This window comes from Quadrisphaera sp. KR29 (assembly GCF_052644995.1).
Genome location: NZ_JBQXXG010000001.1, coordinates 340,158 through 365,385 on the forward strand (window position 1 = coordinate 340,158; position 25,228 = coordinate 365,385).

26 protein-coding genes are annotated in these 25,228 nt (G+C 77.6%); 16 read left to right on the top strand and 10 right to left on the bottom strand.

All coding sequences use genetic code 11. The features are described from left to right. Positions 1–14 precede the first annotated feature (14 nt). From mtrA to ACUN9U_RS01415, 8 genes are all read left to right on the top strand, one after another. The gene (gene mtrA / locus ACUN9U_RS01380) at positions 15–692 is read left to right on the top strand and encodes an MtrAB system response regulator MtrA (protein WP_445483125.1); all 678 of its coding nucleotides are present in this window, start codon (positions 15–17) and stop codon (positions 690–692) included. Between the two features lie 11 nt (positions 693–703). Next, entirely contained in the window at positions 704–2,416 is a 1,713-nt protein-coding gene (mtrB, locus tag ACUN9U_RS01385) for an MtrAB system histidine kinase MtrB (RefSeq protein WP_445483127.1), read from the top strand. Then, positions 2,409–4,271, top strand: coding sequence for an LpqB family beta-propeller domain-containing protein (locus ACUN9U_RS01390; protein ID WP_445483129.1), 1,863 nt, complete (start codon positions 2,409–2,411; stop codon positions 4,269–4,271). Before mtrB ends, ACUN9U_RS01390 begins: the two co-directional genes overlap by 8 nt. Before the next feature lie 76 nt (positions 4,272–4,347). Next, complete coding sequence (locus ACUN9U_RS01395) at positions 4,348–5,172, top strand: phosphoribosyltransferase family protein (protein ID WP_445483130.1); 825 nt, start codon at positions 4,348–4,350, stop codon at positions 5,170–5,172. Between the two features lie 272 nt (positions 5,173–5,444). After that, positions 5,445–6,227, top strand: coding sequence for a ribosome hibernation-promoting factor, HPF/YfiA family (hpf, locus tag ACUN9U_RS01400; protein WP_445483131.1), 783 nt, complete (start codon positions 5,445–5,447; stop codon positions 6,225–6,227). A 240-nt stretch (positions 6,228–6,467) separates the two neighbouring features. Beyond that, positions 6,468–7,211: a response regulator gene (locus ACUN9U_RS01405; RefSeq protein ID WP_445483132.1), complete on the top strand. Its 744-nt coding sequence runs from the start codon at positions 6,468–6,470 to the stop codon at positions 7,209–7,211. Positions 7,212–7,316: 105 nt separating this feature from the next. Continuing rightward, entirely contained in the window at positions 7,317–8,576 is a 1,260-nt protein-coding gene (locus ACUN9U_RS01410) for a winged helix-turn-helix domain-containing protein (protein WP_445483133.1), read from the top strand. 105 nt (positions 8,577–8,681) lie between these two features. After that, on the top strand, positions 8,682–8,897 hold the full coding sequence (locus tag ACUN9U_RS01415; protein WP_445483134.1) for a hypothetical protein: 216 nt from the start codon (positions 8,682–8,684) through the stop codon (positions 8,895–8,897). 45 nt (positions 8,898–8,942) lie between these two features. Here ACUN9U_RS01415 and ACUN9U_RS01420 read toward each other — a convergent pair whose 3' ends face one another. Both ACUN9U_RS01420 and ACUN9U_RS01425 read right to left on the bottom strand, forming a co-directional pair. Then, on the bottom strand, positions 8,943–9,323 hold the full coding sequence (locus ACUN9U_RS01420; protein ID WP_445483135.1) for a hypothetical protein: 381 nt from the start codon (positions 9,321–9,323) through the stop codon (positions 8,943–8,945). After that, positions 9,320–10,522: a GNAT family N-acetyltransferase gene (locus tag ACUN9U_RS01425; RefSeq protein WP_445483136.1), complete on the bottom strand. Its 1,203-nt coding sequence runs from the start codon at positions 10,520–10,522 to the stop codon at positions 9,320–9,322. The genes ACUN9U_RS01420 and ACUN9U_RS01425 overlap by 4 nt, the downstream gene beginning before the upstream one ends. Positions 10,523–10,649: 127 nt before the next feature. On the opposite strand from ACUN9U_RS01425, the gene secA reads away from it, so the two are divergent. Continuing rightward, the gene (gene secA / locus ACUN9U_RS01430; RefSeq protein ID WP_445483137.1) at positions 10,650–13,346 is read left to right on the top strand and encodes a preprotein translocase subunit SecA; all 2,697 of its coding nucleotides are present in this window, start codon (positions 10,650–10,652) and stop codon (positions 13,344–13,346) included. A gap of 45 nt (positions 13,347–13,391) precedes the next feature. Here secA and ACUN9U_RS01435 read toward each other — a convergent pair whose 3' ends face one another. Both ACUN9U_RS01435 and ACUN9U_RS01440 read right to left on the bottom strand, forming a co-directional pair. After that, positions 13,392–13,946, bottom strand: coding sequence for an Rv3235 family protein (locus tag ACUN9U_RS01435; protein ID WP_445483138.1), 555 nt, complete (start codon positions 13,944–13,946; stop codon positions 13,392–13,394). Further along, complete coding sequence (locus ACUN9U_RS01440; RefSeq protein ID WP_445483139.1) at positions 13,943–14,806, bottom strand: LysM peptidoglycan-binding domain-containing protein; 864 nt, start codon at positions 14,804–14,806, stop codon at positions 13,943–13,945. Before ACUN9U_RS01440 ends, ACUN9U_RS01435 begins: the two co-directional genes overlap by 4 nt. A gap of 97 nt (positions 14,807–14,903) precedes the next feature. Between ACUN9U_RS01440 and ACUN9U_RS01445 the strand changes: the two genes are divergently transcribed. Continuing rightward, positions 14,904–15,455 carry a hypothetical protein gene (locus ACUN9U_RS01445; protein ID WP_445483140.1) on the top strand — a complete coding sequence of 184 codons (552 nt, stop codon included), beginning with the start codon at positions 14,904–14,906 and terminating at the stop codon, positions 15,453–15,455. Between the two features lie 41 nt (positions 15,456–15,496). On the opposite strand, the gene ACUN9U_RS01450 is transcribed toward ACUN9U_RS01445, so the two are convergent. After that, positions 15,497–15,730: a helix-turn-helix domain-containing protein gene (locus tag ACUN9U_RS01450; protein ID WP_445483141.1), complete on the bottom strand. Its 234-nt coding sequence runs from the start codon at positions 15,728–15,730 to the stop codon at positions 15,497–15,499. Positions 15,731–15,968: 238 nt separating this feature from the next. Between ACUN9U_RS01450 and ACUN9U_RS01455 the strand changes: the two genes are divergently transcribed. From ACUN9U_RS01455 to ACUN9U_RS01465, 3 genes are read left to right on the top strand one after another with little or no spacing between them, the layout of a single operon-like run. Beyond that, positions 15,969–16,730 carry an SAF domain-containing protein gene (locus ACUN9U_RS01455; protein WP_445483142.1) on the top strand — a complete coding sequence of 254 codons (762 nt, stop codon included), beginning with the start codon at positions 15,969–15,971 and terminating at the stop codon, positions 16,728–16,730. A gap of 1 nt (position 16,731) precedes the next feature. Beyond that, positions 16,732–18,201: an AAA family ATPase gene (locus ACUN9U_RS01460; protein ID WP_445483143.1), complete on the top strand. Its 1,470-nt coding sequence runs from the start codon at positions 16,732–16,734 to the stop codon at positions 18,199–18,201. Then, positions 18,198–18,740 (top strand): DUF6912 family protein, encoded by a 543-nt coding sequence (locus ACUN9U_RS01465; RefSeq protein ID WP_445483144.1) that lies wholly within the window; start codon positions 18,198–18,200, stop codon positions 18,738–18,740. Before ACUN9U_RS01460 ends, ACUN9U_RS01465 begins: the two co-directional genes overlap by 4 nt. On the opposite strand, the gene ACUN9U_RS01470 is transcribed toward ACUN9U_RS01465, so the two are convergent. Then, a complete protein-coding gene (locus ACUN9U_RS01470; protein ID WP_445483145.1) occupies positions 18,733–19,248 on the bottom strand; it encodes a DUF2505 domain-containing protein in 516 nt (171 codons plus the stop codon). The two genes, ACUN9U_RS01465 and ACUN9U_RS01470, sit on opposite strands and share 8 nt — an antisense overlap. A gap of 59 nt (positions 19,249–19,307) precedes the next feature. Between ACUN9U_RS01470 and ACUN9U_RS01475 the strand changes: the two genes are divergently transcribed. Further along, a complete protein-coding gene (locus ACUN9U_RS01475) occupies positions 19,308–20,801 on the top strand; it encodes a sensor histidine kinase (protein WP_445483146.1) in 1,494 nt (497 codons plus the stop codon). Between the two features lie 77 nt (positions 20,802–20,878). Here ACUN9U_RS01475 and ACUN9U_RS01480 read toward each other — a convergent pair whose 3' ends face one another. Next, the gene (locus ACUN9U_RS01480; protein WP_445483147.1) at positions 20,879–21,127 is read right to left on the bottom strand and encodes a WhiB family transcriptional regulator; all 249 of its coding nucleotides are present in this window, start codon (positions 21,125–21,127) and stop codon (positions 20,879–20,881) included. A 278-nt stretch (positions 21,128–21,405) separates the two neighbouring features. Between ACUN9U_RS01480 and ACUN9U_RS01485 the strand changes: the two genes are divergently transcribed. Beyond that, a complete protein-coding gene (locus tag ACUN9U_RS01485) occupies positions 21,406–21,846 on the top strand; it encodes a hypothetical protein (protein ID WP_445483148.1) in 441 nt (146 codons plus the stop codon). 79 nt (positions 21,847–21,925) lie between these two features. Here the strand turns inward: ACUN9U_RS01485 and ACUN9U_RS01490 are convergent, their stop codons facing one another. The 3 genes from ACUN9U_RS01490 to ACUN9U_RS01500 all read right to left on the bottom strand — a co-directional run bounded on the left by ACUN9U_RS01490 (position 21,926) and on the right by ACUN9U_RS01500 (position 23,882). Beyond that, on the bottom strand, positions 21,926–22,744 hold the full coding sequence (locus ACUN9U_RS01490; protein ID WP_445483149.1) for a SigB/SigF/SigG family RNA polymerase sigma factor: 819 nt from the start codon (positions 22,742–22,744) through the stop codon (positions 21,926–21,928). Positions 22,745–22,755: 11 nt separating this feature from the next. Then, positions 22,756–23,217: an anti-sigma regulatory factor gene (locus tag ACUN9U_RS01495; RefSeq protein ID WP_445483150.1), complete on the bottom strand. Its 462-nt coding sequence runs from the start codon at positions 23,215–23,217 to the stop codon at positions 22,756–22,758. A 167-nt stretch (positions 23,218–23,384) separates the two neighbouring features. Beyond that, positions 23,385–23,882 (bottom strand): GNAT family N-acetyltransferase, encoded by a 498-nt coding sequence (locus tag ACUN9U_RS01500; RefSeq protein ID WP_445483151.1) that lies wholly within the window; start codon positions 23,880–23,882, stop codon positions 23,385–23,387. A 149-nt stretch (positions 23,883–24,031) separates the two neighbouring features. Here ACUN9U_RS01500 and ACUN9U_RS01505 point away from each other — a divergent pair, with 149 nt between their 5' ends. Further along, on the top strand, positions 24,032–25,219 hold the full coding sequence (locus ACUN9U_RS01505; RefSeq protein ID WP_445483152.1) for an endonuclease/exonuclease/phosphatase family protein: 1,188 nt from the start codon (positions 24,032–24,034) through the stop codon (positions 25,217–25,219). The last annotated feature ends 9 nt before the right edge of the window (positions 25,220–25,228 follow it).

Below are 25,228 nucleotides of genomic sequence, written 5' to 3' on the forward strand. Positions count from 1 at the left end.
GGCAGACTGTCGGGGTGAAGGGACGCGTCCTCGTCGTGGATGACGACACCGCGCTCGCCGAGATGATCGGCATCGTGCTCGGCGCGGAGGGGCTGGAGGTCTCCTTCTGCTCCACCGGCAGCGGAGCCGTCACGGCGTTCCGCGAGGCCCGCCCCGACCTGGTGCTGCTCGACCTCATGCTGCCGGGCATCGACGGCATCGAGGTCTGCCGGCGCATCCGCGCCGAGTCCGGCGTGCCGATCGTCATGCTCACGGCCCGCACCGACAGCATCGACGTGGTCGCGGGCCTGGAGTCCGGCGCCGACGACTACGTGCCCAAGCCCTTCAAGCCCAAGGAGCTCGTCGCGCGCGTGCGCGCCCGGCTGCGGCGCAACGACGCCCCCGAGCAGGAGGTGCTGCGGATCGGGCCGGTGACCATCGACGTCGCCGGCCACGCCGTGCACCGCGGCGAGGAGCCGGTCAACCTCACGCCGCTGGAGTTCGACCTGCTGCTGGCGCTCGCGCGCCGGCCCTGGCAGGTCTTCAGCCGCGAGGTGCTCCTGGAGCAGGTGTGGGGCTACCGGCACGCCGCCGACACCCGCCTGGTCAACGTCCACGTCCAGCGGCTGCGCTCCAAGGTCGAGACCGACCCGGAGCACCCCGAGGTGGTGCTGACGGTGCGCGGCGTCGGCTACAAGGCCGGCCCGCCCTGACCGGGCTGCAGGTGCTGCAGCCCCCCGCGAGCGCCCGTGAGCGCTGGCGCCGTCGCCGGGAGGCGCTGGCGTCCCGCCTGTCCGCGGCGCCCTCGTCGGTGCTGCGGTTCCTGGCCGGGGTCCTGCGGGGCTCCGGTCCGAGCCCCCGCCAGCGCTGGCGCCGCTCCCTGCAGCTGCGGGTCGTCACCACCACCACCCTGCTGACGCTGCTGGCGGTGGCGCTGGCGGGCGCCTACCTGGCCGGGCGGATCAGCGACCAGCTCTTCGACAGCCGCCGCGACCAGGCGCTGGCCGAGGCGGTGCGCGGCGCGCAGGACGCCCAGACCCGCTTCGACCAGTTCACCGGGGCCACCCCGTACGAGGTGCAGCTGCAGGCGCAGACCCTGCTGGGGCAGCTGGAGGGCGTGGGCCCGGACCGGGACCGCCGGGTGCTGCTGCTGCAGCCGCCGGGTGCTGACCCCTCCTCCTCCATCGGGACGACGCTGTACAGCGCCGCCGACGGCCCCCGCACGGTGCCGGCCGCGCTGCGGGCGGCGGTGCGCGCCGGGGGCAGCACGCAGCAGTACCAGTCGGTCGGCGTCGAGGGCGCGGACGGCCGGCAGCGGCCGTGGCTGGCCGTCGGCTCGGTGGTCAGGGTGCCGATCGCCGGGGACTACGAGCTGTACTTCCTCTTCGACCTCTCGCGCGAGCAGGCCACGCTGGACGCGGTGCAGCGCACGCTGCTGGTCGGCGCGTCGGTGCTGGTGCTGCTCGTCGGCGTGGTCACCGCCGTCGTCGTCCGCGGCGTGGTGGAGCCCGTGCGCACCGCCGCGGCCGTGGCCTCGCGGATGGGCGACGGGCACCTCGGCGAGCGGATGCGGGTCAAGGGCGAGGACGACCTCGCGCGCCTGGCGGCGTCCTTCAACGCGATGGCCGACAGCCTGCAGCACCAGATCACCGAGCTGGAGCAGCTGGGCACGCTGCAGCAGCGCTTCGTCTCCGACGTCTCCCACGAGCTGCGCACCCCGCTGACCACCATCCGGATGGCCGGGGAGGTCCTGCACGACGCCCGCGACGGCTTCCCCCCGGCCGTGCGGCGCTCCGCGGAGCTGCTGGCCACCCAGCTGGACCGGTTCGAGGACCTGCTGGCCGACCTGCTGGAGATCAGCCGCTACGACGCCGGGGCCGCGGCGCTGGACCTCGAGCGCGTCGACGTGGGAGCCCTCGCCCGCCGCGCCGCCGAGGCGGCGCTGCCCCTGGCCGACCGCACCGGCAGCCAGCTGCGGGTGGTGGTCCGCCCCGCGCCCGGCGAGGAGGAGGGCTGCTTCGCCGAGGTCGACAGGCGCCGCGTGGAGCGGGTGCTGCGCAACCTCGTGACCAACGCCGTCGAGCACGGCGAGGGGCGTCCCGTGGAGGTCGACGTCGCCGCCGACGAGGTGGCCGTCGCGGTGCGGGTGCGCGACCACGGGGTGGGCCTGGCGCCCGCGGACGCCGCGCGCGTCTTCGACAGGTTCTGGCGGGCCGACCCCGCCCGCGCCCGCACCACCGGGGGCACCGGGCTGGGGCTGGCGATCTCCCGGGAGGACGCCCTGCTGCACCGCGGGCGCCTGGAGGTGGCCGGCCGGCCGGGGGACGGCGCGACGTTCCTGCTGACGCTGCCGCGCAGCCGCGACGCCGAGCTCGGCTCCGGCTCCCCGCTGCCCCTGCGCCCGATGCTGCAGATCACCGCGGCCCCCCGTGGCTGACCCGGTGCCCGGCCGGCGCGGCGCCAGCCGGCGCGCGGTGCTCCTGGCGCTGACCGGCGCCCTGGGCGCCGCCGCGGCCGGCTGCGCGCGGATCCCGGTGGCCGGGCCGGTGCGCCAGGGCGGCGCCGTGCGGGCCGACCCCGAGCCCGGCTACCGCGTGGACCCCGTCGGCCCGGTGCCGGGGGCGACCCCGGAGGAGGTGGTCCGGGGCTTCCTGCTGGCGGGGGTCGGTGTCGACGACGACTTCGGGGCCGCGCGCGCCTTCCTCAGCAGCTCGCGCCGGTCCAGCTGGCGGCCCACCGCCCGCACGGTCGTCCACCCCGTGGGCACCCTGTCGGTGGTCCAGCAGGACGTCGCCGAGCCGGTGCCGCCGGACCAGGCCGGGCAGGCGGTGGCCAGCCCCGCCGGCGGCGACCTCGTGGTGGTGGCCGTGGGAGCGCCGGTGCTGGCCGAGGTCGACCCGGCGGGCCGCTACCGGCCGGTCGCGGCCGGGCAGCGCAGCGAGTTCCTCGTGACCCTGGTCCGCGAGCGGGAGGAGTGGCGCATCGACGACGCGCCCGACCTGCTGCTGCTCGACGAGGCGCGCTTCCAGCAGACGTTCACCGAGCGGTCGGTGATGTTCGTGGCGCGGCTCGGCGGTGACGTGCTCGTCCCCGACCCGCGCTGGCTGCTGGACCGGGCCGCGACGGCCACGACGCTGGTCGAGCAGGTCCTGGCGGGGCCGCCGCCGGAGCTGGCCGCCGCCACCAGCAGCGGTGCCCCGAGCGGCACCGCCCTGCCGCCCAACAGCGTCTCCGTCGCCGGCGGCGTGGCCACCGTGGACCTGCCGGCGGGGCTGCAGCGGCAGCGCTCGGCGCTGCTGCGCCAGCTGCAGCAGCAGCTCAGCGCCACGCTGCTCTCCTCCGCGCTGGGCATCTCCCAGGTGGTCACCAGCCTCGACGGCGGCGAGCTCGCCGCCGTGGCGCCCCTGCCGCTGCCCGTCCCCACCTCGGACGGGCGGGGGCCGCTGGTCCTGTCCGCCGACCGGGTCTGCCAGCTGGTCGGCACGCAGCTGGTGCCCCTGGAGGGCCTGCCCGCCGTGCCCGGCGCGTCGGCCCCGGCCACCCTCGGCGACGCCGTCGTCGTCCTCGTGGAGGGCCGGACGGCGCTGCAGCGGCTGGACGCCGCCGAGCTGGACGGGGCCTCCGCGCAGCTGCCCGCCGCGGTGCCGCTGGGGGCGGACCTGACACCGCCGTCGCTGGACGGCGCCGGGTGGACCTGGACCACGCCGGCGGTGTGCACCGGCGTGGTCCACGCCGTCGCCGCGGACGGCGCGGTGGCGGAGGTCAGCGCCCCCTGGCTGGCGGGGCGCCGCGTGGTCGGGCTGCGCGCCGCGGCTGACGGGGCCCGGCTGCTGGTCACCTCCACCGGGCAGGCGGGTCAGCCGGACGCCGTCCGCGTCGACGTCGCCGGGGTCCAGCGCGCCGGCGGTGGGGCCCCGGTGGCGCTGAGCGCGCCGCAGGACCCCCCGACGCCCTGGCTGGCCACCGCCGCCGGGGCGGTGTGGGTGGGGGCCACCAGCGTGGCCGTGCTGGGCACGGTCGCGCCCGGCAGCGCCCAGGCCCTGTCGGTCAGCCAGTCCGGCGGGGACGCGCTCGACCTCGGCGCGCCCGCGGTGTGGCTGGTCGACGGCGGTCGCGCCACCCACCTCGGCGGGCCGCCGCCGGCGGAGGTCCAGGCGGTCACCCTCGCCGGCGGGGAGGGGCGCCAGTCCCTCGTCGTGGGCGGCGCCGACGGGTCGATCTGGCCGCGCGAGGGCTCCCGCTGGCTCCGGCTGGACCTGCCGCCGGTGGCCGACCCCGTCTACCCCGGCTGAGGCGCCGTCCACAGCGCCGTCCACAGGCCTGTGGACCCACCGGCGTGGCCGGCCCGCGGTCCGGCAGGCTCACCGCGTGGCCTCGAGCAGCACCGGTGCGCCCGGCGCCGCGGCCACCAGCGCCGGTGGACGGCAGCGGCGCCCGCCGGGGCCGGTGCGCGCCCTCGCGGAGCTGGTGTGGCCCGCGAGCTGCGCGGGGTGCGGCGCCGCCGACGAGCCGCTGTGCCGCCGGTGCGCCGGGGCCGTCCGCGGGAGCGGAGCGCCACCCGCCCTGGCAGGAACCACGGTGCGGGGCGCGCCGCCGACGTGGGCGGCCGGCGCCTACGAGGGACCCGTCAGGCGCGCGGTGGTCGCCTGGAAGGACCGCGACCGCAGCGACCTGGACCGCTGGCTGGCCCCGGCGGTGGCGGCCGCGGTGCTCGCCGCGCTGGAGCAGACCGAGCACCTCTCGGGCGCGCTCCCGCAGCGCTCCGGCGCCCCAGCCGGCGCCGGCCGCGCCGTCCTGCTGGTGCCGGTGCCCTCGCGGCGCCGCGCCGTGGGGCGCCGCGGTCGCGACGTCGTCGCCGACCTGGCGGTGCGCGCCGCCCGGGGGCTGCGCCGCCGGGGGGTGCCCGTGGTGGTGGCGCCGGTGCTGCGCCCGGCGCGCCGGCTGCGCGACCAGTCGGGGCTCGACGCCTCCGGCCGCGCCGGCAACCTCGAGCGCGCCCTGGTGGTGGGCGGCGGCGCGCCCCGGCGCTGCCTGGAGGGGGAGGCCGTCGTGCTCGTCGACGACGTCGTGACCACGGGCGCCACCCTCGCGGAGGCCGCGCGGGCCCTGCGCGAGGCCGGTGCGCTGGTGGTCGCGGCGGCCGTCGTGGCGGCGGCCCAGCGGCGCGGCGCCGGCGAGGCGGGTGGTGGGTGACGTCCGGGGCTGGCCCGGCCGGACCGCTCCGACTACCGTCTGTCCATGGCAGCCCGCTCGCCGTCCACCCCGCCGTGGAGCCGAGCGCTGGGCGCCCCCGCCGCCGTCGCGAGGGGGTGGTCGCCGTCGTCCTGAGCGCCGTGCTGAGCCCTGGTGCTCGTGACGCCTGCACGGCGCGCCCCACCGGTCCCCACCGCCTGTCGCGGCTCCGCTGGGCCTGCGCGCGGTCCGGACCGCACCCCGTCCCCCTGCAGCATCGGAGGAGAGACATCGTGGAGATCGTGGTCATCGCTCGGCACACCGAGGTGCCCGGGCGGTTCCGCCGCCACCTGGACGAGAAGCTCGCCAAGGTCGAGCAGCTCGCGCCCAAGGTGCAGCGCATCGAGGTCGCCGTGAGCCACGAGGCCAACAAGCGGCAGTCGGAGCGCTGCGAGCGCATCGAGCTGACGCTGCGCGGCCCCGGGCCCGTGGTGCGCGCGGAGGCGTGCGCCTCCGACTCCTACGCGGCGCTCGACATGGCGACCACGAAGCTCATGGAGCGGCTCAGAAGGGCCAGCGACCGCAAGAAGGTCCACAAGAACGGGCACGCCAACCACCACGTGCGGGGCGCCGCCGAGCCCGTCGGCGCCCCGGCACCGGCACCCGCGGACGTCGCGGCGCCGGTCGGGCAGGAGGCCGACGGGGAGCCGCTGGCCCTCGACGAGCACGTCCACCGCGGGCAGGCGCCCCGGGTGGGCGACGGGGAGTGGGTGCTGGGGGAGTCCCCGGTGGTGATCCGCGACAAGGTGCACCCGGCCACGCCCATGACCCTGGAGGCCGCCCTGGAGCAGATGGAGCTCGTCGGCCACGACTTCTACCTCTTCGTCGACGCCGAGAGCGGTCGGCCCAGCGTGGTCTACCGCCGCCGCGGCTGGAGCTACGGCGTGCTCCGGCTGGCCGGTGAGGGGGAGACCGCCGACGACGGCACACCGGCCGCCGCGCAGCAGGACGGCGCCGCCGCCTCCGCGGAGGGCCGGCAGCCCGTCGCGGCGGGGGCGGGCACGGCCCCGGCCTGAGGCGGGGGGGCGGGCGCCCGGCTGGCGGGCGCCCGCCCCCGGCGCCGTCCGGATCGCCCGGATCGGCCGGATTTCCACCGCTTCGCCACCGGATGTCGGCGAGTCGTCCAGGTCTGGAGGCTACGGCTGGCACGATGCTGGGAGGCCGTGCGACGCGCGAGGAGCGCGCGAGCGGGCCCCGCGCCGGTGCGACCGGCGGCGGGCGCGCGGAGGGCCAGGGGCGTGAGCGGGGGACGACGGGTGACGGGGTCAGGCAAGAGCGCTGAGGTCGCAGGTGACGCAGCGGGTGACGCGATCGACGTCCGGTCCACCTACGCGCCCGGCGACACGATCCGCGTGCTCATGGCCGACGACCACGCGCTGTACCGGCGCGGGCTGGAGATGGTCCTCGACACCGAGGACGACATCGACATCGTCGGGGAGGCCGGTGACGGCCTGGAGGCCATCACCAAGGCGCGCGCGCTGCTGCCCGACATCGTGCTGATGGACCTGCGCATGCCGCGCCGGTCCGGCACCGAGGCCTGCTCGGCCATCAAGGCGGTCGCTCCCGCCACGAAGATCATCATGCTGACCATGAGCGACGAGGAGGCCGACCTCTTCGAGGCCGTCCGCGCCGGCGCCAACGGCTACCTGCTCAAGGACGTGCCCGGCGAGGACATCGCCGACGGGCTGCGCGCCGTGATGGGCGGCCAGTCGCTCATCAGCCCGTCGATGGCGGGAGCCCTGCTGTCGGAGTTCGCCGCGCTCTCGCGCGCCAGCGAGGCCCGCCCGTCGCTGCCGGTGCCGCGCCTGACCGACCGCGAGGTGCAGGTGCTCGGCCTCGTGGCCCGGGGGATGGGCAACCGCGACATCGCCGCCGAGCTGTTCATCAGCGAGAACACCGTGAAGAACCACGTGCGCAACATCCTCGAGAAGCTGCAGCTGCACTCGCGCATGGAGGCGGTCATGTACGCCGTCAAGGAGGGCATGATCGAGTTCGGCTGAGGCCGTCGGTCCCGGTCCCGTGCCGCGGGTGCCGGTGGCCGCCGTGACGGCGGCGCCGGCCGCCGCCGTGACGGCGGTGTCGGCGGTCGCTGGCACGCTGGCCCGGTGACGGACGCAGCCGCCGCTGGCCTCCTGCCGCCTGCGGAGCGGTGGACGGCCGCGCAGGCGCGCCGCACGGCGATCGCCGCCCAGGGGCTGGCGCGGGCGCGCCCGCACGGGACGCCCACGGCGCGGCACCTGCAGCGGGTGGTGGACGACGTCGGGCTGCTGCAGATCGACAGCATCCAGGTGCTGGCGCGCAGCCACACGCTGCCGCTGTTCAGCAGGCTGGGCCCCTACGACACCGACCTGCTGCGCCGTGCCGCCGAGCAGCGCCCCCGCCGGCTGGTGGAGTACTGGGCCCACGAGGCCAGCTTCGTGCCGCCGGCCACGCACCGGCTGCTGCGGTGGCGCATGGCCCGCGCCGCCTCGGACGCCTGGGGCAGCGTCCGCAGCGTGGTCAGCGAGCACCCCGGAGTCGTGGAGGCGGTGCGGGCCGAGGTGAGCGCCGGCAGGCCGATGACCGCGCGCGAGCTGGAGGTGGCCCTGGCCCACGACGCCCCCCGCGCCCGGGACCACTGGGGCTGGAACTGGAGCGCGGTCAAGCGCGCGTGCGAGCACCTCTTCTTCACCGGGGAGCTGACGGCCGCCGGGCGCACGGCCTCCTTCGAGCGGCGCTACGACCTCACCGAGCGGGTGCTGCCGCCGGAGGTCTCCCGTGCACCCGACCCCGACGAGGCCGACGCGGTCCGCGGGCTGGTCGAGGTCTCGGCCAGGGCGCTCGGGGTGGCCGACGAGCCCGCGCTGCGCGACTACTTCCGCCTGCGGCCGGGACCCGCGCGCCGGGCCGTCGCCGAGCTCGTCGAGGCGGGGGCGCTGGTGCCCGTGGAGGTGGCGGGCTGGGCCCGGCCCGCCTTCCGCTGGGCCGACGCCCCCCGTCCTCGCCGGGTGGCCGCCCGCGCGCTGCTGTCCCCGTTCGACTCGCTCGTCTTCTTCCGCCAGCGCACCGAGGAGCTCTTCGGGGTCCGCGTGCGGCTGGAGGTCTACACGCCCGCGGCCCAGCGCGTGCACGGCTACTACGTGCTGCCCTTCCTCCTCGGCGACGCCCTCGTGGCGCGGGTCGACCTCAAGGCCGACCGCGGCCGCGGCGTCCTGGTGGTGCTCTCCGCGCACGGCGAGCCGTGGGCGCCGCCGGAGACCGCTGACGAGCTCGCCGGGGAGCTCACCTCGATGGCCGCGTGGCTGGGGCTGGGCGAGGTCGAGGTGCGCCGGCGCGGCGACCTCGCCGAGGACCTGCGGCAGGCGGTCGGCCGTCGCGCTCGGTGAGGCCGGACGGGTGGCGACCTCACGTTCCGTGAGACCGTGAACAGGCGCCTGACCTGCGACGACGACGCCCACGGGCTGTCGGTGGCGGCCTCCGGCGTGTGAGCCATGACCTCGAGCGCGCCCCCGGAGTGGGCGGTCGGCGATGACGCCGACCTGCCCGCCGGCTGGGACGGCGACTGGCACACCGCCAAGACCCACGGGGGCTGGGACCTGGTGCAGTCCTCCCCGGGGTCCTTCACCTGGACCTCCCCGACCGGGCGGGTCTACCAGCGCACCGCCACACCGGTCCTGCCCGACCTGGTCCACGTCCTGCCCGGGTGAGGTCCTTCCGCTTGGCCCTGCCGCGACGCCGCTGCGGGCGTGGCCTCAGGGCAGGTAGGCGTCTCGCACGACGACCTGGCTGGGGCTGGCCGACTCCGGGCCGAGCCCCGCCCCGTCGAGCGCCTCGCGCACCACCGCGACCGCCTCGGCCTCCGCCTCCTCCTCGGTGCGCGCCTCCAGCAGCAGCACCACCTCCAGGGACCTGCTGTCGTCAGCGGCCACCACGGCGCCGTCGCGGGAGGCGCTGTCCGTCATCGCCGGCAGCCGCGACCAGGGCAGGTGCGCCGCGACGGCCTCTGCCGCGGCGTCGGGACCGCCCGCGGCGCCGTCGGCGGGGGCCTGCAGGTCGACGACCACGTGGACGCGCCGCAGCGAGGGGTCCCCGGGGGCCGGGCTGGGGGAGGGTCCGCTGTTCGGCACGGTCATCGGGCCAGTGTGGTGCGCTCCTCGCCGGCCAGCAGGTCGTAGCGGACGAAGTCGTCGACGGTCCCGTCCCGCAGCCGCTCCGCCCCCCTGTCGAGCCCCACCTCGCGGAAGCCGGCCTTGACGGCCACCCTGCGGCTCGCCGCGTTGCGGCTGGCGATGCGCATGACGACGCGCTCCAGCCCGAGGCCGCCCCGCCCAGCGGGCGCCAGCGCGTGGGCGACCACCAGCCGCACGGCCGCGGTGGTCACGCCCCGCCCTCGGGCGTCGGGGTGGCACCAGTAGCCGACCTCCCCGCCGCGGACGCCCTCCCCGAGCGTGAAGAGCCCCACCTCGGCGACCAGCGGCCCGGCGCCGGGCACCTCGTCGTCGTCGCCCGTGCCGGTGGCGCGTTCCTCGACGTCGCCGGGGGCTGCGGGGCGGTCCTCGCGGACGGCCCAGTAGACGCCGGCGCCGCGGGCCTGCTCCTCCTCGCGCCCGGCGATCCAGCTCGCCGCGTCCAGCACGGTGTACGGGGACGGCAGGGAGGGCAGCCACGCCTGGGTCGAGGGCGCCGAGCAGGCCTGCGCCACCCGCTGCACGTCCGCCGCCCGGTGCGGCCCCAGCCGCACGCCGCCGCCCACCAGCTCCACCGGCACCAGCCACCGGTCCACCGCCTGCAGGCGGGAGTCCCAGCGCCACGTGCCCACCCAGGCGTCGCGCAGGTCCCCTCCCACCGGCAGCAGCGAGGACACCGTGCCGTCGAGCCCGCTGCCGCACGCCCACGCCAGCCGCCGCGCCGGCCACGCGCCGGCCTCCACGCACCAGTGCACGGCCTGCAGCCCGAGCTCGACGAAGGCCCAGGTGAGCACCAGGCGCACGGCGGCCGCCGTGGTGCCGCGACCGCGTGCGGGCACCGGCGCCGCGCAGGTCAGCCAGCCGCCGCCGTCGCCGTCCTCGGCGAGCACCACCACCCCGGCGAAGGCACCGCGCACCTCCACCACCAGGTGGTGCACCGGGCCGGAGGGGCGGCGGCCCGGCAGCCCCAGCGCGCCCGGCGCCGCACAGGCCCCGAGATCGGGCAGCCAGCGCTGCACGTCGCGCTCGTCGAGCAGGGAGGCGAGGGCCGGGGTGTCAGCGGACGACGACGGCCGCACGAGCACGCCCTGCTCGCGCAGGCGCAGCGCTGCGGGGGCGGGGTCCTCGCGATCGCTGCCGGGCACGGGCGCACAGTGGGCCCTGGCAGCCGCCTGGGCAAGTGGGCCTGCGCGCCACGGCCCGCGCCTACGATGGACGCGGCCTCTCGAGCGGCTTGTCGAGCGGTGGTTGCGAACGGAGCGGGGAGGGACCGTGCCTGGTCTGCTGGAGAAGGTGCTGCGCGCCGGCGAGGGTCGGACGCTGCGCCGCCTGCAGGGGCTCGTGAAGCAGGTGAACGCCCTCGAGGACGACTTCACCCCCCTGTCCGACGCCGAGCTGGCCGAGGAGACCGACAGGTTCCGCGCCCGCCACGCCGACGGCGAGTCGCTCGACGACCTGCTGCCGGAGGCCTTCGCGGTGGTCCGCGAGGGTGCCCGCCGGGTCCTGGGCCAGCGCCCCTACGACGTGCAGCTCATGGGCGGGGCCGCCCTGCACGGCGGCAACATCGCGGAGATGAAGACCGGTGAGGGCAAGACCCTGACCGGCGTCTTCGCCGCCTACCTCAACGCCATCCCCGGCAAGGGCACGCACGTCATCACCGTCAACGACTTCCTCGCCAGCTACCAGAGCGACCTCATGGGCCGCGTGTACCGCCACCTCGGGCTGACCAGCGGCTGCGTGCTGGACGGCATGGCGCCGGCCGAGCGCCGCGCGCAGTACGGGATGGACATCACGTACGGCACCAACACGCAGTTCGGCTTCGACTACCTGCGCGACAACATGGCGTGGAACGCCGGCGACCTGGTGCAGCGCGGCCACCACTTCTGCATCGTCGACGAGGTCGACTCCATCCTCATCGACGAGGCCCGCACCCCGCTGATCATCTCCGGCCCGGCCCAGGGCGACGCCTCGAAGTGGTTCGCCGAGTTCGCGCGCATCGTGCGGCGGTTGCAGCGCGACGTGGACTACGAGGTCGACGAGAAGAAGCGCACGGTCGGCATCCTCGAGCCGGGCATCGAGAAGGTCGAGGACCAGCTCGGCATCGACAACCTCTACGACTCGGTGAACACCCCCTACGTCGGCTACATCAACAACGCGGTGAAGGCCAAGGAGCTCTTCACGCGCGACAAGGACTACGTCGTCGCCGACGGCGAGGTGCTCATCGTCGACGAGCACACCGGCCGCATCCTGGCCGGGCGCCGCTACAACGAGGGCATGCACCAGGCGATCGAGGCCAAGGAGGGCGTGGCCGTCAAGGCCGAGAACCAGACCCTGGCCACGATCACGCTGCAGAACTACTTCCGCCTCTACGACAAGCTCTCGGGGATGACCGGCACGGCCACCACCGAGGCCGCCGAGTTCCACGGCACGTACAAGCTCGGCGTGGTGCCGATCCCCACCAACAAGCCGGTGGCCCGCACCGACCAGCCCGACCTCGTCTACAAGACCGAGGTCGCCAAGTTCGACGCCGTGGTCGAGGACATCGCCGAGCGCAACGCCACCGGCCAGCCGGTGCTGGTGGGGACCACCAGCGTGGCCAAGAGCGAGTACCTCTCCCAGCAGCTGGTCAAGAAGGGCATCCCCCACGAGGTGCTCAACGCCAAGCAGCACGCCCGGGAGGCGGCGATCGTGGCCATGGCCGGCCGCGCCGGCGCCGTCACCGTGGCCACCAACATGGCCGGCCGCGGCACGGACATCATGCTCGGCGGCAACGCCGAGTTCCTGGCGGTGGCCGAGCTGTCCGAGCGCGGCCTGGACCCCGTCGAGGACGCCGAGGCCTACGACGCCGCCTGGCCCGAGGCGCTGCAGCGTGCCAAGGACGCCGTGGCCGCCGACGCCGCCAAGGTCACCGAGCTCGGCGGCCTGTACGTGCTCGGCACCGAGCGCCACGAGTCCCGCCGCATCGACAACCAGCTGCGCGGCCGCTCCGGCCGCCAGGGCGACCCGGGCGAGTCGCGCTTCTACCTGTCGATGGCCGACGACCTCATGCGCCTGTTCAACTCCGGTCTGGCCGAGTCCATGCTGACCCGCGCGGGCATCCCCGACGACGTGCCGCTGGAGTCCAAGCTGGTCAGCCGCGCCATCCAGAGCGCGCAGAGCCAGGTGGAGTCCCGCAACTTCGAGATCCGCAAGAACGTCCTCAAGTACGACGACGTCCTCAACCGCCAGCGCGAGGTCATCTACGCCGAGCGCCGCCGGGTGCTGGAGGGGGAGGACCTGCACGAGCAGGTGGGCCACTTCGTGCGCGACGTCGTCACCTCCTACGTCACCGCAGCGACCTCCGAGGGCTTCGCCGAGGACTGGGACCTCGACCAGCTGTGGCAGGCCCTCAAGACGCTGTACCCGGTGTCGATCACCGTGGCGGAGGTGGAGGAGGAGGCCGGCGGCCGCTCCGCGGTCACCCAGCAGATGCTCCTGGAGGAGCTGGTGTCCGACGCCGAGCAGCAGTTCCTCGAGCGCGAGCGCACCCTGGGCGCCCCCGTCATCCGCGAGCTGGAGCGCCGCGTGGTGCTCAGCGTGCTGGACCGCAAGTGGCGCGAGCACCTCTACGAGATGGACTACCTGCAGGAGGGCATCTCGCTGCGGGCGATGGCCCAGCGCGACCCGCTGGTGGAGTACCAGCGCGAGGGCTACCAGCTCTTCCAGGCCATGCTCGAGGCCATCAAGGAGGAGTCGGTCGGCTACGTCTTCAACCTCGAGGTGCAGGTGCCGGCCGAGCCGGTCCGCGACGACGCCGCGGCGGTGGCCGGCGAGCAGGCCCCGGCGCTGGTCGCCCCCGGCCTGGAGGGCGGCGGCGCCCCGCAGCAGCTGCAGTACACCGCGCCGTCCGCGGACGGCGACGTGGAGGTCACCGGTGGCGCCCCCGAGGGCGGCAGCCGCCGCGAGCGCCGGGCCCGCCGGAAGGCCTGAGCGGGCTCACCCGCCGTCCTCCCGCCCTCCGGGTCCGCTGCTGGCTCAGCCGACCTGGAGGGCGGTGACGCGCCAGCGACCGTCCACGCCCTCCAGGCGCAGCGCTGCGGCGCGCACGCGCTCGCCGTCCCAGACCACGGCCGCCGCCTCCACGACCCCGTCGCGCGGTGAGCTGGCGAGGACCCTGCGCACGACGGCGCGCGCGTGCCGGCGCCGTCCCCGCACCCGCTGGGTGAGCGCGGCGCGCTGCTGCAGCCCGGCGTAGACGTCGGCCGTCAGCCAGCGCAGCAGCTGCGCCGCGGGGCGCGTGCCGGCCAGGACCTCGACGGCGGCGACGACCAGCCCGGCGCACAGCGGCTCGGGCTCGGGCAGCGAGGCCGACGCCGTCGGGCGCGGCGCCACGGCGGGGTCCACACCGCTGGGGAGCCGGCCGTCCAGCACCAGCGGCAGCACCCCCTGGAGCGCGATGACCGGTGGGCGGCGGCGCTCCACGGGCGCCCCGAGCGCCTTCGGCTCCGAGCGGGGGGCGGGCACGACCCGCAGGACCGGGGGTGCGGGTGCGGGGGCGCTCCTCGGCGCGGGCACCCGGGCGGCGCTCACGGCGCCACCAGCCGCTGGCCGGGGCGCAGCTGGTCGGGGTCGGCGCCGATGACGGCGCGGTTGGCGGCGTACCACCGGGGCCACGCCGCGGCCACCGCCGCCCGCGTGCTGCCCTCGGGGAGGTGGCGGGCCGCGATGGACCACAGCGTGTCGCCCCCCTGGACGACGACCTCGGTGCGCACCGCGGCCGCCGACGGCCCCGGGGCCCCGCCGCCGTCGGAGACCCGGGAGGGTGCCGTGGGTGCCACCGGTGCTGCGGACTCTCGGGGGCTGGGCGTGGGCGTGGGCTGGAGCGTGGAGCGCGGCGCCGGCGCGCCCGCGGTGCCCGCCGCGCTCGCGGTGCCGGTGGCGCCCGGGCGCGTCGCCGGCCACGTGAGGGCTGGGCCGAGCAGAGGGGCTGCCGGCGCGGCCTGAGCGGTGCTCGCGGCGACGTCGGCGGTCCGGCCCGAGGAGCCGCCCGCCGCGAGCGCCGGGCCGGAGACGCCGCCGAGCACGGCCGCTCCGAGCGCGGCCGCCAGGACCCTGCGCAGGAGCACCGGCGTGGTCGACTCGGCCAGCGCCTGCAGGAGGGCGCCGGTGCGGCTGGCCGCTCCCGCGGCGGTGGCGACCAGGGCGGCTGCCGCACCGCAGCACCACACGAGCAGCAGCCCCCCGAGCACGAGGCCGGTGAGCGCTGCGACGGCGGAGTCGACGTCGAGCGGGGCTCGCCGCAGACCGCTGACGGCGTCCAGCGCGAGCAGCGCGCCGCTGGTGCCGAGCGCCGTGACGGCCGCCGCCGCCACCAGCTGCCGGGTGCGGCGCCAGTGGCGCCGGCGTGCGCTTGCTGTTGTTTGGTGCCGTTTGCTGTCGATCGGTGCCATGTGCGGATGATGCACGACGTGCCTGCGGTGCCCCGCCGCGCTGCTCCCGCCTGTGGACGGCGCCAACCCGGGGGAGCAGCGCGCCTACCGTGGGCGCATGCGCTGGGACGCTCTGTTCGCCGACCTGGAGGCCCAGCTCGAGGCCGCCGACGACGACGTCGCCGGCATGCACGCCGAGCGGGTCAGGGCCGAGGTCGCCGGCGTGGAGCTGCGCGACAGGGTGCGCGGTGCGGTGGGGCAGCCCCTCGTGCTGCGGCTGGCCGGCGGTGAGGCCGTGGCCGGCGGTCTGCGGGCCGCCGGACCGGACTGGCTCCTGCTGGAGGAGACCGGCGGTGAGGCGCTGGTGCCGCTGGCGGCCGTGCTCGTCGTGGAGGGCCTGACGCGCGCCGTGGCCGCTCCGGCGGGCGCCGTGGAGGGGCGGCTGGGGCTCACCTCGGTGCTGCGGGGGGTGGCCCGGGACCGCTCGGCGGTGAGGCTTCACCTGCGCGAGCCCGGCGGGGTCGTGCTCACCGGCACGGTGGACAGGGTCGGCGCCGACCACCTCGACCTGGCCCGCCACGCCGTCGACGAGGCGCGCCGTCCCGGAGCCGTGCGCGGCACGTGGGCGGTGCCGCTGCCCGCCCTGGCCTGCCTGCGCCGTGCGCGCTGACGACCCTCGGGCACTGCGGGCGGGGGACCGCGCCAGGACCCTCAGCGGGGGAGCGCCTCGTCCTCGAGGGCGTCGCTGGAGGCGACCAGCGCCCGGGTCTCGGCGTACTTGCCCTGGATGTAGTCCTCCAGCACGGAGATCTCCACCCGCCACTGCCCGCGCCCACCGACCTTGATGGCCGGCAGCTCGCCGCTGCGGACCAGGGCGTAGGCCTGCGCGGCCGACACCTGGAGGGTCTCGGCCACGTCGGCGAGGGTCATGAAGCGCGCGGCCACCCCGGGATGGTCGCACGCCCCGGCGCCCCTCGGGCTGCCGTCCACAGCCGATCACCCGCTGTGACCAGGGGCTGCCCCCTGTGCCTCCCGGCACCCGAGCGCGGCACCGCGGGTCAGCCGGTCGAGCACGAGCGCCACCCGGACGGAGCGATCCGGCGCGCGCAGGCTCGGGTGACGACCCCTCCGGCTGCCACGCTCCGTGACGCCCGACCCGCACCACGCCCTCGCAGGAGCCACCATGGCCGCTGTCCGCCCGACCGCGCTCGTCCCCGCCCCGCCGCCGGCCTCGCGGCTGCGCGCCCCCTCCTGGCGCGAGCCCCGCCTCGTCGTGGGCCTGCTGCTCGTGCTGGCCTCGGTGCTGGCGGGCGCCCGGGTGGTCTCGGCCGCGGACGCGACGGTCCCCGTGTGGGTGGCGGCGCGCACCCTCGTGCCCGGGCAGGAGATCACCACCTCCGACCTGCGCGCGGTGCGGGTCCACCTGGACGGCGGGGAGGCCGGGTACCTGTCCGCGGCGCAGCAGCCCCCGGCGGGGGCGGTGGCGCTGCGCGAGGTGACCTCCGGTGACCTGCTGCCGCGCAGCGCCGTCGGCAGCGCCACAGAGCTGACGACCCGGCCCGTCGGGCTCCCCGTGACCGGGCCGGTGCCGTCGGGCCTGGTGGCCGGGGCCCTCGTCGACGTGTGGGTGACCCCCGCTCCTGCCCGCCCCGGCGCACCCGCCCTGACGGCCGGCAGCGGGACGAGCGCCGGCGGCACGGCCACCGCCCCCGGCGCCGCGGACGCCACCTCGGCGGCGCAGGACCCGACCGCGCCCCGCCAGCTCGCCGCGGGCGCCGTCGTCCAGGAGGTCGTCACCGACGGCGGCTCCTTCACCGCGGGCCGCGGAGCCCTGGTCCAGGTCCAGCTGCCGCCCGCCCAGCTGCAGGACGCCCTGCGGGCCCTGGCCTCCGAGGCGACCGTCTCGCTCGTGCTCGTGCCCGGCTCCGTCCCGGCGGGCCGCTGAGGTGGCCGGTGCCGCGCGCCACCACGGCGCCCCGCCGCTGCCGCTGCTCACCGCCGTCCCGGGCCCGGAGGAGGCCCAGCTGGTCGCCGCCCTCGGGCGCGCCCCGGGCGTGAGCGTGGTGCGCCGGTGCGCCGACCTGGGCGAGCTGCTCTCCGCCAGCGCCGCCGGCCACGGACGCGCCGCGCTGGTCTCCGGCGACCTGCACCGCCTCGACCGGGACGCGGTCGCCCGGCTGGTCGCCGCCGGCACGGCCGTGGTGGGCGTGCTGCCCGCCACGGGCGCTGCGGCGGCCGCCGCCCGCCTGGCCGCGCTGGGCGTCCCCCGCCACGTCGCGGCCGGCTCGCCAGGGGAGCAGGTGGCCACCGCGGTCACCGCCGCCGTCGCCGAGCTCCTCGCGGGCGGGTCCGCGGCGGGGGTCGCCGCGGCCGCCGCGACGGGCGCCGTCCCGTCGCCGTCGCCCACCCCCGCGCTCGAGCGTCTGCCCGCCGCGCTCGCGGGCCCGCCCGGGAGCCACCCGGCCGACGGCGCCCGTCCTGTCCCGGCCGGCGACCAGGAGCAGGAGGGTGCGGGGGCACCCGGAGACGCCGGACCTCCGGCCCGGCCAGGTCGCGTCGTGGCGGTCTGGGGCGCCCCGGGTGCGCCGGGCCGCACCACCGTGGCGGTGTCGCTGGCCGCCGAGCTGGCCGCCCTCGACGAGCACGTGGTCCTGGTCGACGCCGACACCTGGTCGGCCTCCGTGGCGCAGGTGCTGGGCCTGCTCGACGAGTCCGCCGGCATCGCCGCGGCGTGCCGGGCCGCTGCCGCGGGCACCCTGACCACGGGACGGCTGCTGCAGCTGGCGCCCGTCGTGCTGCCGCGCCTGTCGGTGCTCACGGGGCTCCCGCGCGCCGACCGCTGGCACGAGCTGGGCGCCGCGGCCCTGGAGGAGCTGTGGTCCACCTGCCGGTCAGCGGCGAGCTGGACGGTCATCGACTGCGCCTCCGCCCTGGAGCAGGACGAGGAGCTGGTGCTGGACACCGCCGCCCCCCGGCGCAACGCGGCCACCACCACCGCGCTGGCCGCCGCCGACGAGGTGGTCGTCGTGGGCCAGGCGGACCCGGTGGGCCTGCAGCGGCTCGTCCGCGCGCTGGGCGACCTCGCCGAGGCCCAGCCCGACCTCCTCGGGCGGCGGCGCACCGTGGTCACCAAGGTCCGCGCCGCCGCGGTGGGACGCGCCCCGGCGGCCCGCGTGGCCGAGGCGCTGGCCCGCTACGCCGGCGTGCGCGACGCGGTGCTCGTGCCCGACGACCGGGCGGCCTGCGACACGGCGCTGCTGACCGGCCGCACCCTGCGGGAGTCGGCGCCGGCCTCGCCGGCCAGGGCCGCGCTGGCCGGCCTGGCCGGCCAGCTGCTGGCCGCGGCGGCGGGCGGTGAGGGCTGCGCGGCCCCCGCGCGCGCCCGGTGGCGGCCGTGGGCCAGGATGCGCGGGTGAGCCCCTCCTCCGGCGGCGCCTCCGAGCGCGTCTACGCGGCCCTGTCGCCGCAGCAGCTCGCCGCGTGCCTGCGCGAGGGCCACCTGCCCGCCGGTGCGCCGGTGCACGCGGTCACCCCGGGCCTGCGCGAGCACTACACCGAGGGCGACGCCGAGGAGCTCGAGCTGGCGGCGATGCTCGACGCCGCGGACTCCTCCCTGCGCCTGCTCGCCGGTGGCGCGGGCGGCCCGGCCCGCCGGCTGGTGCTGGCCGCCGACGTCCCCGCGGCGCAGGTGCGCCCGCGACCCGCGGGCGAGGACGACCCGGCGGAGGCCCTGTCCCGGGTCGAGCTGGCCGGGCCGCTGCCCCTGTCGGCGGTGGTCAGCGCCCACGTCGACGAGGCGGAGGCCGTCCCCGACGTCGCGGCTGCGGCGGCCGCGCTGGCCGCCGCGGACGCCGGCGACGAGGACGCGTCCTTCACCGTCGACGGGGCGCAGGGCCACGACCTGCTCTGGTACGACGCCACCGAGCTCGAGGCGCTCGCCACCGAGCTCAGCTGAGCACCTGGGCGAGCTCGCGCTCCTGGTCGCGCAGCGCGCGCACCAGCGGCTCCTCCGCGGCCCGCTCGATCCTCCCGCCGAGCAGCGGCACCGAGGCGGTCAGCGTGCCGCTCAGCGAGTGCTCGGTGTGCACGCCGCGGCCCGGCACCACCCCCGTGCGCACCGGGCGCAGCGCCGTCGCCGCCGTGGCGCTGACGGGGGCGCCGGGCACCTGCAGCTCGGTGGTGCCGGCGCGCGAGCCGTCAGCGGCAGGGGCCTCCCAGGTGTCCACCTGGCGCAGCCTCATCGAGGCGCCCACGAAGCGGCGGGCGACGTCGGGCAGCTCGTCGGTGGGCAGCACCCGCTCGACCACGACGACGAAGCGCCCGTCCGCGGAGCCCTCGACCTGCACCTCGTGGGAGAGGGCGTCGCTGGCGGCGAGCAGCCGGTCCAGCACGGCCGGGTCGGCCAGCAGCGCCGCCACCCGGTGCGGATCGCCGGGGTAGCGGAGCAGGACGTCGAGGCGCACCCGCCCACCGTAGGGCCGGTGCCCCGCGACGACCTCCCGCGTGCCCCTAGGGTTGGCGCGTGCCGACCCTGAGCTCGCTCGTGCGCAGGCTGGGAGTGCTCGACGCCCACGACGAGGAGTGGCTGCACCTCCTGGTCGGTGACTGGCAGATGCTCTCCGACCTCTCCTTCGCCGACCTGCTGCTGTGGGTCCCCGACCGCGACGGCGGCTTCGTCGTCGTCGCCCACTGCCGCCCGAGCACCGGGGTCACCGTCCACGACGAGGACGTCGTGGGCACGCGGATCGCCCCCGGGCAGCGCGAGCAGGTCGACAGGGCCTACGCCGAGGCGCGCATCTGCCGCGACCACGACCCGGAGTGGCTGGACGGCTCCCCGGTGCGCGAGGAGACCGTGCCCGTGGTGCGCCAGGGCCGCGTCATCGCGGTGATGTCCCGCGACACGAGCCTGTCGGTGCCGCGCGCGCCCTCCCGGCTGGAGCGCAACTACCTGCAGTGCGCCGACGCGCTGGCGCGGATGGTCTCCGAGGGCGCCTTCCCCCACCAGGGCGCGCCCACCGGCACCCGCCGCGGCGCCCCGCGCGTCGGGGACGGCCTGGTGCGCCTCGACGTGGAGGGCGTGGTGGTCTACGCCAGCCCCAACGCCCGCTCGGACTACCGCCGCCTGGGCTTCACCGGCGACCTCGTGGGCCGCTCCCTGGCCGAGGTCACCGCCAGCTGCCTGGACAGCGCCCACCAGGTCGACGAGACGCTGCCGCTGGTGGTGACCGGGCGCGCGCCGTGGCGCTGCGACGTGGAGTCCCGCCAGGCCGCGCTGTCCCTGCGGGCGGTGCCGCTGCTGGAGGAGGGCGTGCGCACCGGGGCGCTGGTGCTGTGCCGCGACGTCACCGAGCTGCGCCGCCGCGAGCAGGAGCTGCTCACCAAGGACGCCACCATCCGGGAGATCCACCACCGGGTGAAGAACAACCTGCAGACCGTCTCGGCGCTGCTGAGGCTGCAGACGCGCCGCATCGAGTCCGAGGCCGGCAAGGCGGCGCTGGAGGAGGCGATGCGCCGCGTCAGCACCATCGCGCTCGTGCACGAGACGCTCTCGGCCGGCTTCGAGGAGGTCGTCGAGTTCGACGACGTCATGGACCGCGGGCTGCGGCTCATCGCCAGCCTCGCGGCCAGCTCGGGTGCGGCCAGCGCCAAGCGCATCGGCACCTTCGGGCAGGTGGGCGCCGAGGACGCGACAGCGCTGGCCCTCGTGCTGACCGAGCTCGTCACCAACGCCGTCGAGCACGGCCTGCGCGGCGGCGACGGGCGGGTGGAGGTGCGCGCCGAGCGGGAGGGCACCTCCCTGGTCGCCACGGTCGCCGACGACGGCGCCGGGCTCCCCGAGGACTTCTCCCCGCTGGCCGGCGGGCTGGGCACCCAGATCGTGCAGGCGCTGGTCGCGGGGGAGCTGCGCGGCAGCATCGTGTGGCGCAACCGGCCCGACGGCGGCGCCGAGGCCGTGGTCAGCGCGGAGCTGCGCGAGCCGCGCGGGGACCGCGCTCCCGCGGTCGCCGCGGTCTGAGGCGAGCGGGGTCCGCAGGTGCACCGACGACGAAGGGCCGCCCCCAGCGGGAGCGGCCCTTCGCGGCGCGTGCGTGCTCAGCCGGCGCGGCGAGCGCGCGCGGTGCGGCGCTTGAGCGCTCGGCGCTCGTCCTCGGAGAGACCGCCCCAGACGCCGGAGTCCTGCCCGTTCTCCAGCGCCCACTTCAGGCAGGTCTCCACGACGTCGCAGCGCCGGCAGATCGCCTTGGCCTCCTCGATCTGCAGCAGGGCAGGGCCCGTGTTGCCGATCGGGAAGAACAGCTCGGGGTCTTCCTCGAGGCACGCAGCGCGGTGCCGCCAGTCCATCAGTGAGCTCCTCGGTGCATCGGGGGTCGTCCGGTCGTCCCGCCTTGTGAAGCGGTTCACGAGTCCGAACACGTATATGGGGCGCTCAGCGGCGCCCCGTCCGCAGGTATCGTCACAGAGTCCGCTGTGTTGCACAAGGGTTGTGTGCGGCGAGTCACCCGCGGGGTGCCGGGCTCCGGTGTTCGTCGTGCTGAGAACTTCCGTGCTCTGGTCTGTCCAACGGTGGAGCACCGCAGACTGTTCCGCAATCGGGAACGGGTCGCACCAGGAGGACGTCGGTGGCGAGCAGCAGGGGTGGGCGCGCGGTCGGGGCGCAGCCGACGGGCCGGAGGCCGACCGCGCTGGTCGTCGCCGTGGCCGCCGTCGCCGTGGAGGTGCTCGCGCTGGCCGTGGTCGTGGTCTTCTACGCGGTCGAGCTGACCCGTGGCGCGGCCGCCCTGCCCTCGGGCGCCGTGGCCACCGCGGTGGTCGCCGCCGCCCTCGGCACCGGGCTCGCCGTGTGCTGCCGCGCGCTGCTCGCCGGGCGCCGCTGGGCCCGCGCGCCCGCGCTGACCTGGCAGCTGTTCCAGGTGGTGGTCACCGCCCCGTTCGTCACCGGCCGGCTCTGGCCGGTGGCCGCCGGCTTCGTGGCGCTCGCGGTGGTCGCCGGGGTGTGCCTGGCCTCGCGGCCGGTCTCGGTCTGGGTCGGCGACGACGAGGCCGTCCCCCCGGTCCACTGACCCAGCGGCCGCCGCGGCCGCCGCGGCTGGGCAGCGGCGCCGAGGCCGGGGGGCCCACCGACGGGCCGCCGGGCGCGGCTCAGCCGTGGGCGCCGTCGCCGAGCTCGGCGCGCATGGTGGCCAGGGTGCGCGACAGCAGCCGGGAGACGTGCATCTGCGAGATGCCGACCTCCTCGGCGATCTGCGACTGCGACATCCCCCGCACGAAGCGCAGCGCGATGATCCGCCGCTCGCGCGCCGGCAGCCGCGCCAGCAGCGGGCGCAGGGCCTCGCGGTCCTCCACCACGCGCAGCGCCTCGTCATCGGTGGCCAGCCACGCGCCGGGCGCGTCGACCTCCCCGGTGTCCAGCGGCACCGTCGTGTACGCCCCGGCCGACTCCATGCCCTCCAGGACGGCGTCCTCGTCCACCTGGGCCCGCTCGGCCAGCTCCGCGACGGTCGGGGCGCGGCCCAGCTCCTGGGTCAGCTCGGTGCGCGCGTCGGCCAGCGTCCGCGAGAGCTCCTGCAGGCGGCGCGGCACCCGCACGGCCCACCCGCGGTCCCGGAAGTGGCGGCGGATCTCCCCGAGCACCGTGGGGACGGCGAAGGCCGAGAACGGCACCCCGCGGTCGGCGTCGTAGCGGTCCACGGCCTTGAGCAGCCCGATGGTGCCGACCTGGACGAGGTCGTCCATCGGCTCGCCGCGGTCGGCGTAGCGGCGGGCGAGGTGGCGCACCAGGGGCAGGTGCGCCTCGACCACCCGGTGGCGCAGCGCGGTGCGGCGCGGGTCGTCCTCGGGCAGCCGGGACAGCTCGAGCAGCTCGGGCGGCAGGTCCGGGTGGGGTCCCGAGGCCTGCTCGGGCACGCCGGGGCGCACCAGCGAGGAGGAGGTGGTGCCCTCGGGTCCCTGCGCGCTCACGGCGGGCCGCGCTACCCGCGCCCGGGCCCGTCGTGGCGCAGGCGGATCCAGTGCCTCCCGGCCTCGTCCTGACCGGTCTGCAGGCCGCTGACCAGTGCCTCGAGCACCGCCCACGCAAAGCTCTCGCGGCTGGGCAGCGTCTTCGCCGGGCCGCTGACCTCCACCTGCAGTCCCGCGCCCACCAGCTCGAAGCGGGCCGTGAGCACCGGCGCCGCCGCGCCGGCGGCGCCGGCCCGCTCCACCGCGCCGGGGTCGGAGGGGGCGTCCAGCGCCTGGGGTCCCAGCACCAGCGCGCAGGCCTCGTCGACGGCGATGCGCAGGTCCTCGATCTCGTCGATCGTCAGGTCCAGGCGCGCCGCCAGCCCCGCCGTGGCCGTGCGCAGCACCGAGAGGTACTCCGGCGCCGCGGGCACCACGAGCTCGACGCGGTCGCCCGCCTGGGCGCCGGGGGGCCCACCGGCCGGAGCTGTCACGCCGTCGCCTCCTCGTGGTGCCTCGTCCGGTCCCCGGCGCAGCCGGGACGCCACCGCGTCGTCGTCCTGGACGACGCCGTCATCGTCGCACCTGCACGCCGGCGCGCGCAGGTGGGCCGGGCCCGGCCGCGTCCGCACGGGTGCGGGCCGGGGGCGGGCGGAGCCGGTCAGGCCCCGGCGCCGCCCGTGCCGCCGGGCGCGGCGGCGCCGGCGGAGGCTGCGAGCGCCTCCAGGCCCGCGCCGTCGAGGCGCCAGCGCGTCCACTCCTCCTGCGGCTGCGCGCCGATGGCGGTGTACACGGCCTGGGCCGGGGTGTTCCAGTCCAGCACCGACCACTCCAGGCGCCGGTGCCCGCTGGCGACCGCCTCGGCGGCCAGCGCAGCCAGCAGGGCGCGGCCCAGCCCCAGCCCCCGGTGGCGCGGCTGGACGAAGAGGTCCTCCAGCCAGGTCCCGTGGCGCCCGGTCCAGGTGGAGTAGGTGGTGAAGGAGATGGCGGTGCCGGCCACGACCCACGCCCCGTCCTCCTCGACCTCCGCGACCAGCGCCCGCACCCGGGCACCCGGGTCGAACAGCGCTGCGTGGAGGTCCTGCGGGGTGGCCTCCACCGCGTCGGGCTCGCGCTCGTAGAGCGCCAGCTCGCGGACCAGGCCGTCCAGGGCTGCCACGTCGGCGGGCTCGGCCCACCGGATCCTCGTCCTCGGCGCCACGCGCCCTCCCCGCTCGTCGTCCTGGGCGGTGCGCCGGCGCGCTCGGGCTGGGCCACCCGGGGGTGGCTTCCCGCGGGCGCAGCGCCCCGGGTGGCACCGTAGAGGGCGTGCAGCACGCGGGCGCCGACCCCGTCGACGTCGTCCCGCGGCGCGGCCCCTCGCGTCCCCCGGCGCGCTCCGCCGCTGCCCGCCGGCCCGCTGCGGGTGGTCCGGGCCGCCGGGTGCTGCCGCCGCCGGTGGCCAGCGCTGCGGCGCTCGCCGTGGTCGGCGCCGCGCTGCTCACCGCGCTGCTCACCGCGCTGCCCGGCGCGGCGGGCCTGGCCGGCCGGGTGCCACTGGCCCAGCTGCTGCCCTTCCGCGGCGTCCTGGCGATCGTCCTGCTCGCTGCGGCGCTGCTCGTGCTGGCCGCCGCGGCGCTGCTGCGGCTCGTGCGGCGCCGCTCCCGCCCGGCCGGGCAGCGAGCGCGCCGCGGCCTGAGCCCCTCCGGCCTGAGCCCCTCCGGCCTGCGCCCCTCGGTCCTGCTCGCCACCGGCCTGGCGCTGGCCGCCGTCGTGCACGCCGGGGTCCTGGCGCACCGCGGGGTGCTGCCTCCCGCCGCGGCGCCCGCGGCCGCCGACCTGGTGGTGCTCGCCCTCAACACCGAGCACGGCGGCGCCGCCCCGGGCGAGGTGGCCGACGCGGTGGCCCGCGCGCGCGCCGACGTCGTCGTCCTCCCGGAGACGCCCGCAGCCCTGGCGCAGCAGGTCGTGGACTCCCTGGGCACCGGCACGGGCGGTGCCTCCGCGTACGCCCTGGCCACGGCGAGCACCTCCCCGGAGCCCACCCACGCCACCAGCCTCCTGGTCGCCGCCCGGCTCGGGGCGCCCTCCCCGGCGCCGGCGCCCGAGGTCGCCCTGGCGGCCGTGGCCGCCACGACCCCCGAGCTGCCGGGCCCCGTGGTGGCGGTGCACCCGATCGCCCCGGTGCCGCGCGGCGGCATGGTGGAGCGGTGGCGGGCCGACGTCCCCCGGGCCGTCGCGGCGTGCACCGCGAGCCCGGGCGCCGTGGTGGCCGGGGACTTCAACGCCACCCTGGACCACCCCGCCCTGCGCGACCTCGGGCCCTGCGTCGACGCCGCCGCGGCCGCCGGCGCCGGGGGGCTCGGCACGTGGCCGGCCTCGGTGCCGGCGCTGCTGTCGGCCCCGATCGACCACGTGCTCGTCGACGAGCGGGCCTGGCGGGTGCTGTCCGCCGAGGTGGTGACCGTGGGGGCCAGCGACCACCGCGGCCTCGTCGTGCACCTGGCCCGCCGCTGAGGCTCCCCC

What these genes read in the sequence shown, in the direction of transcription:
- ACUN9U_RS01415 (WP_445483134.1), top strand. Translation starts at nt 8,682, where the DNA reads ATGACCTCGAGCGCGCCCCCGGAGTGGGCGGTCGGCGATGACGCCGAC.
- ACUN9U_RS01420 (WP_445483135.1), bottom strand. Translation starts at nt 9,323, where the DNA reads ATGACCGTGCCGAACAGCGGACCCTCCCCCAGCCCGGCCCCCGGGGAC.
- ACUN9U_RS01440 (WP_445483139.1), bottom strand. Translation starts at nt 14,806, where the DNA reads ATGGCACCGATCGACAGCAAACGGCACCAAACAACAGCAAGCGCACGC.
- ACUN9U_RS01445 (WP_445483140.1), top strand. Translation starts at nt 14,904, where the DNA reads ATGCGCTGGGACGCTCTGTTCGCCGACCTGGAGGCCCAGCTCGAGGCC.
- ACUN9U_RS01455 (WP_445483142.1), top strand. Translation starts at nt 15,969, where the DNA reads ATGGCCGCTGTCCGCCCGACCGCGCTCGTCCCCGCCCCGCCGCCGGCC.
- ACUN9U_RS01480 (WP_445483147.1), bottom strand. Translation starts at nt 21,127, where the DNA reads ATGGACTGGCGGCACCGCGCTGCGTGCCTCGAGGAAGACCCCGAGCTG.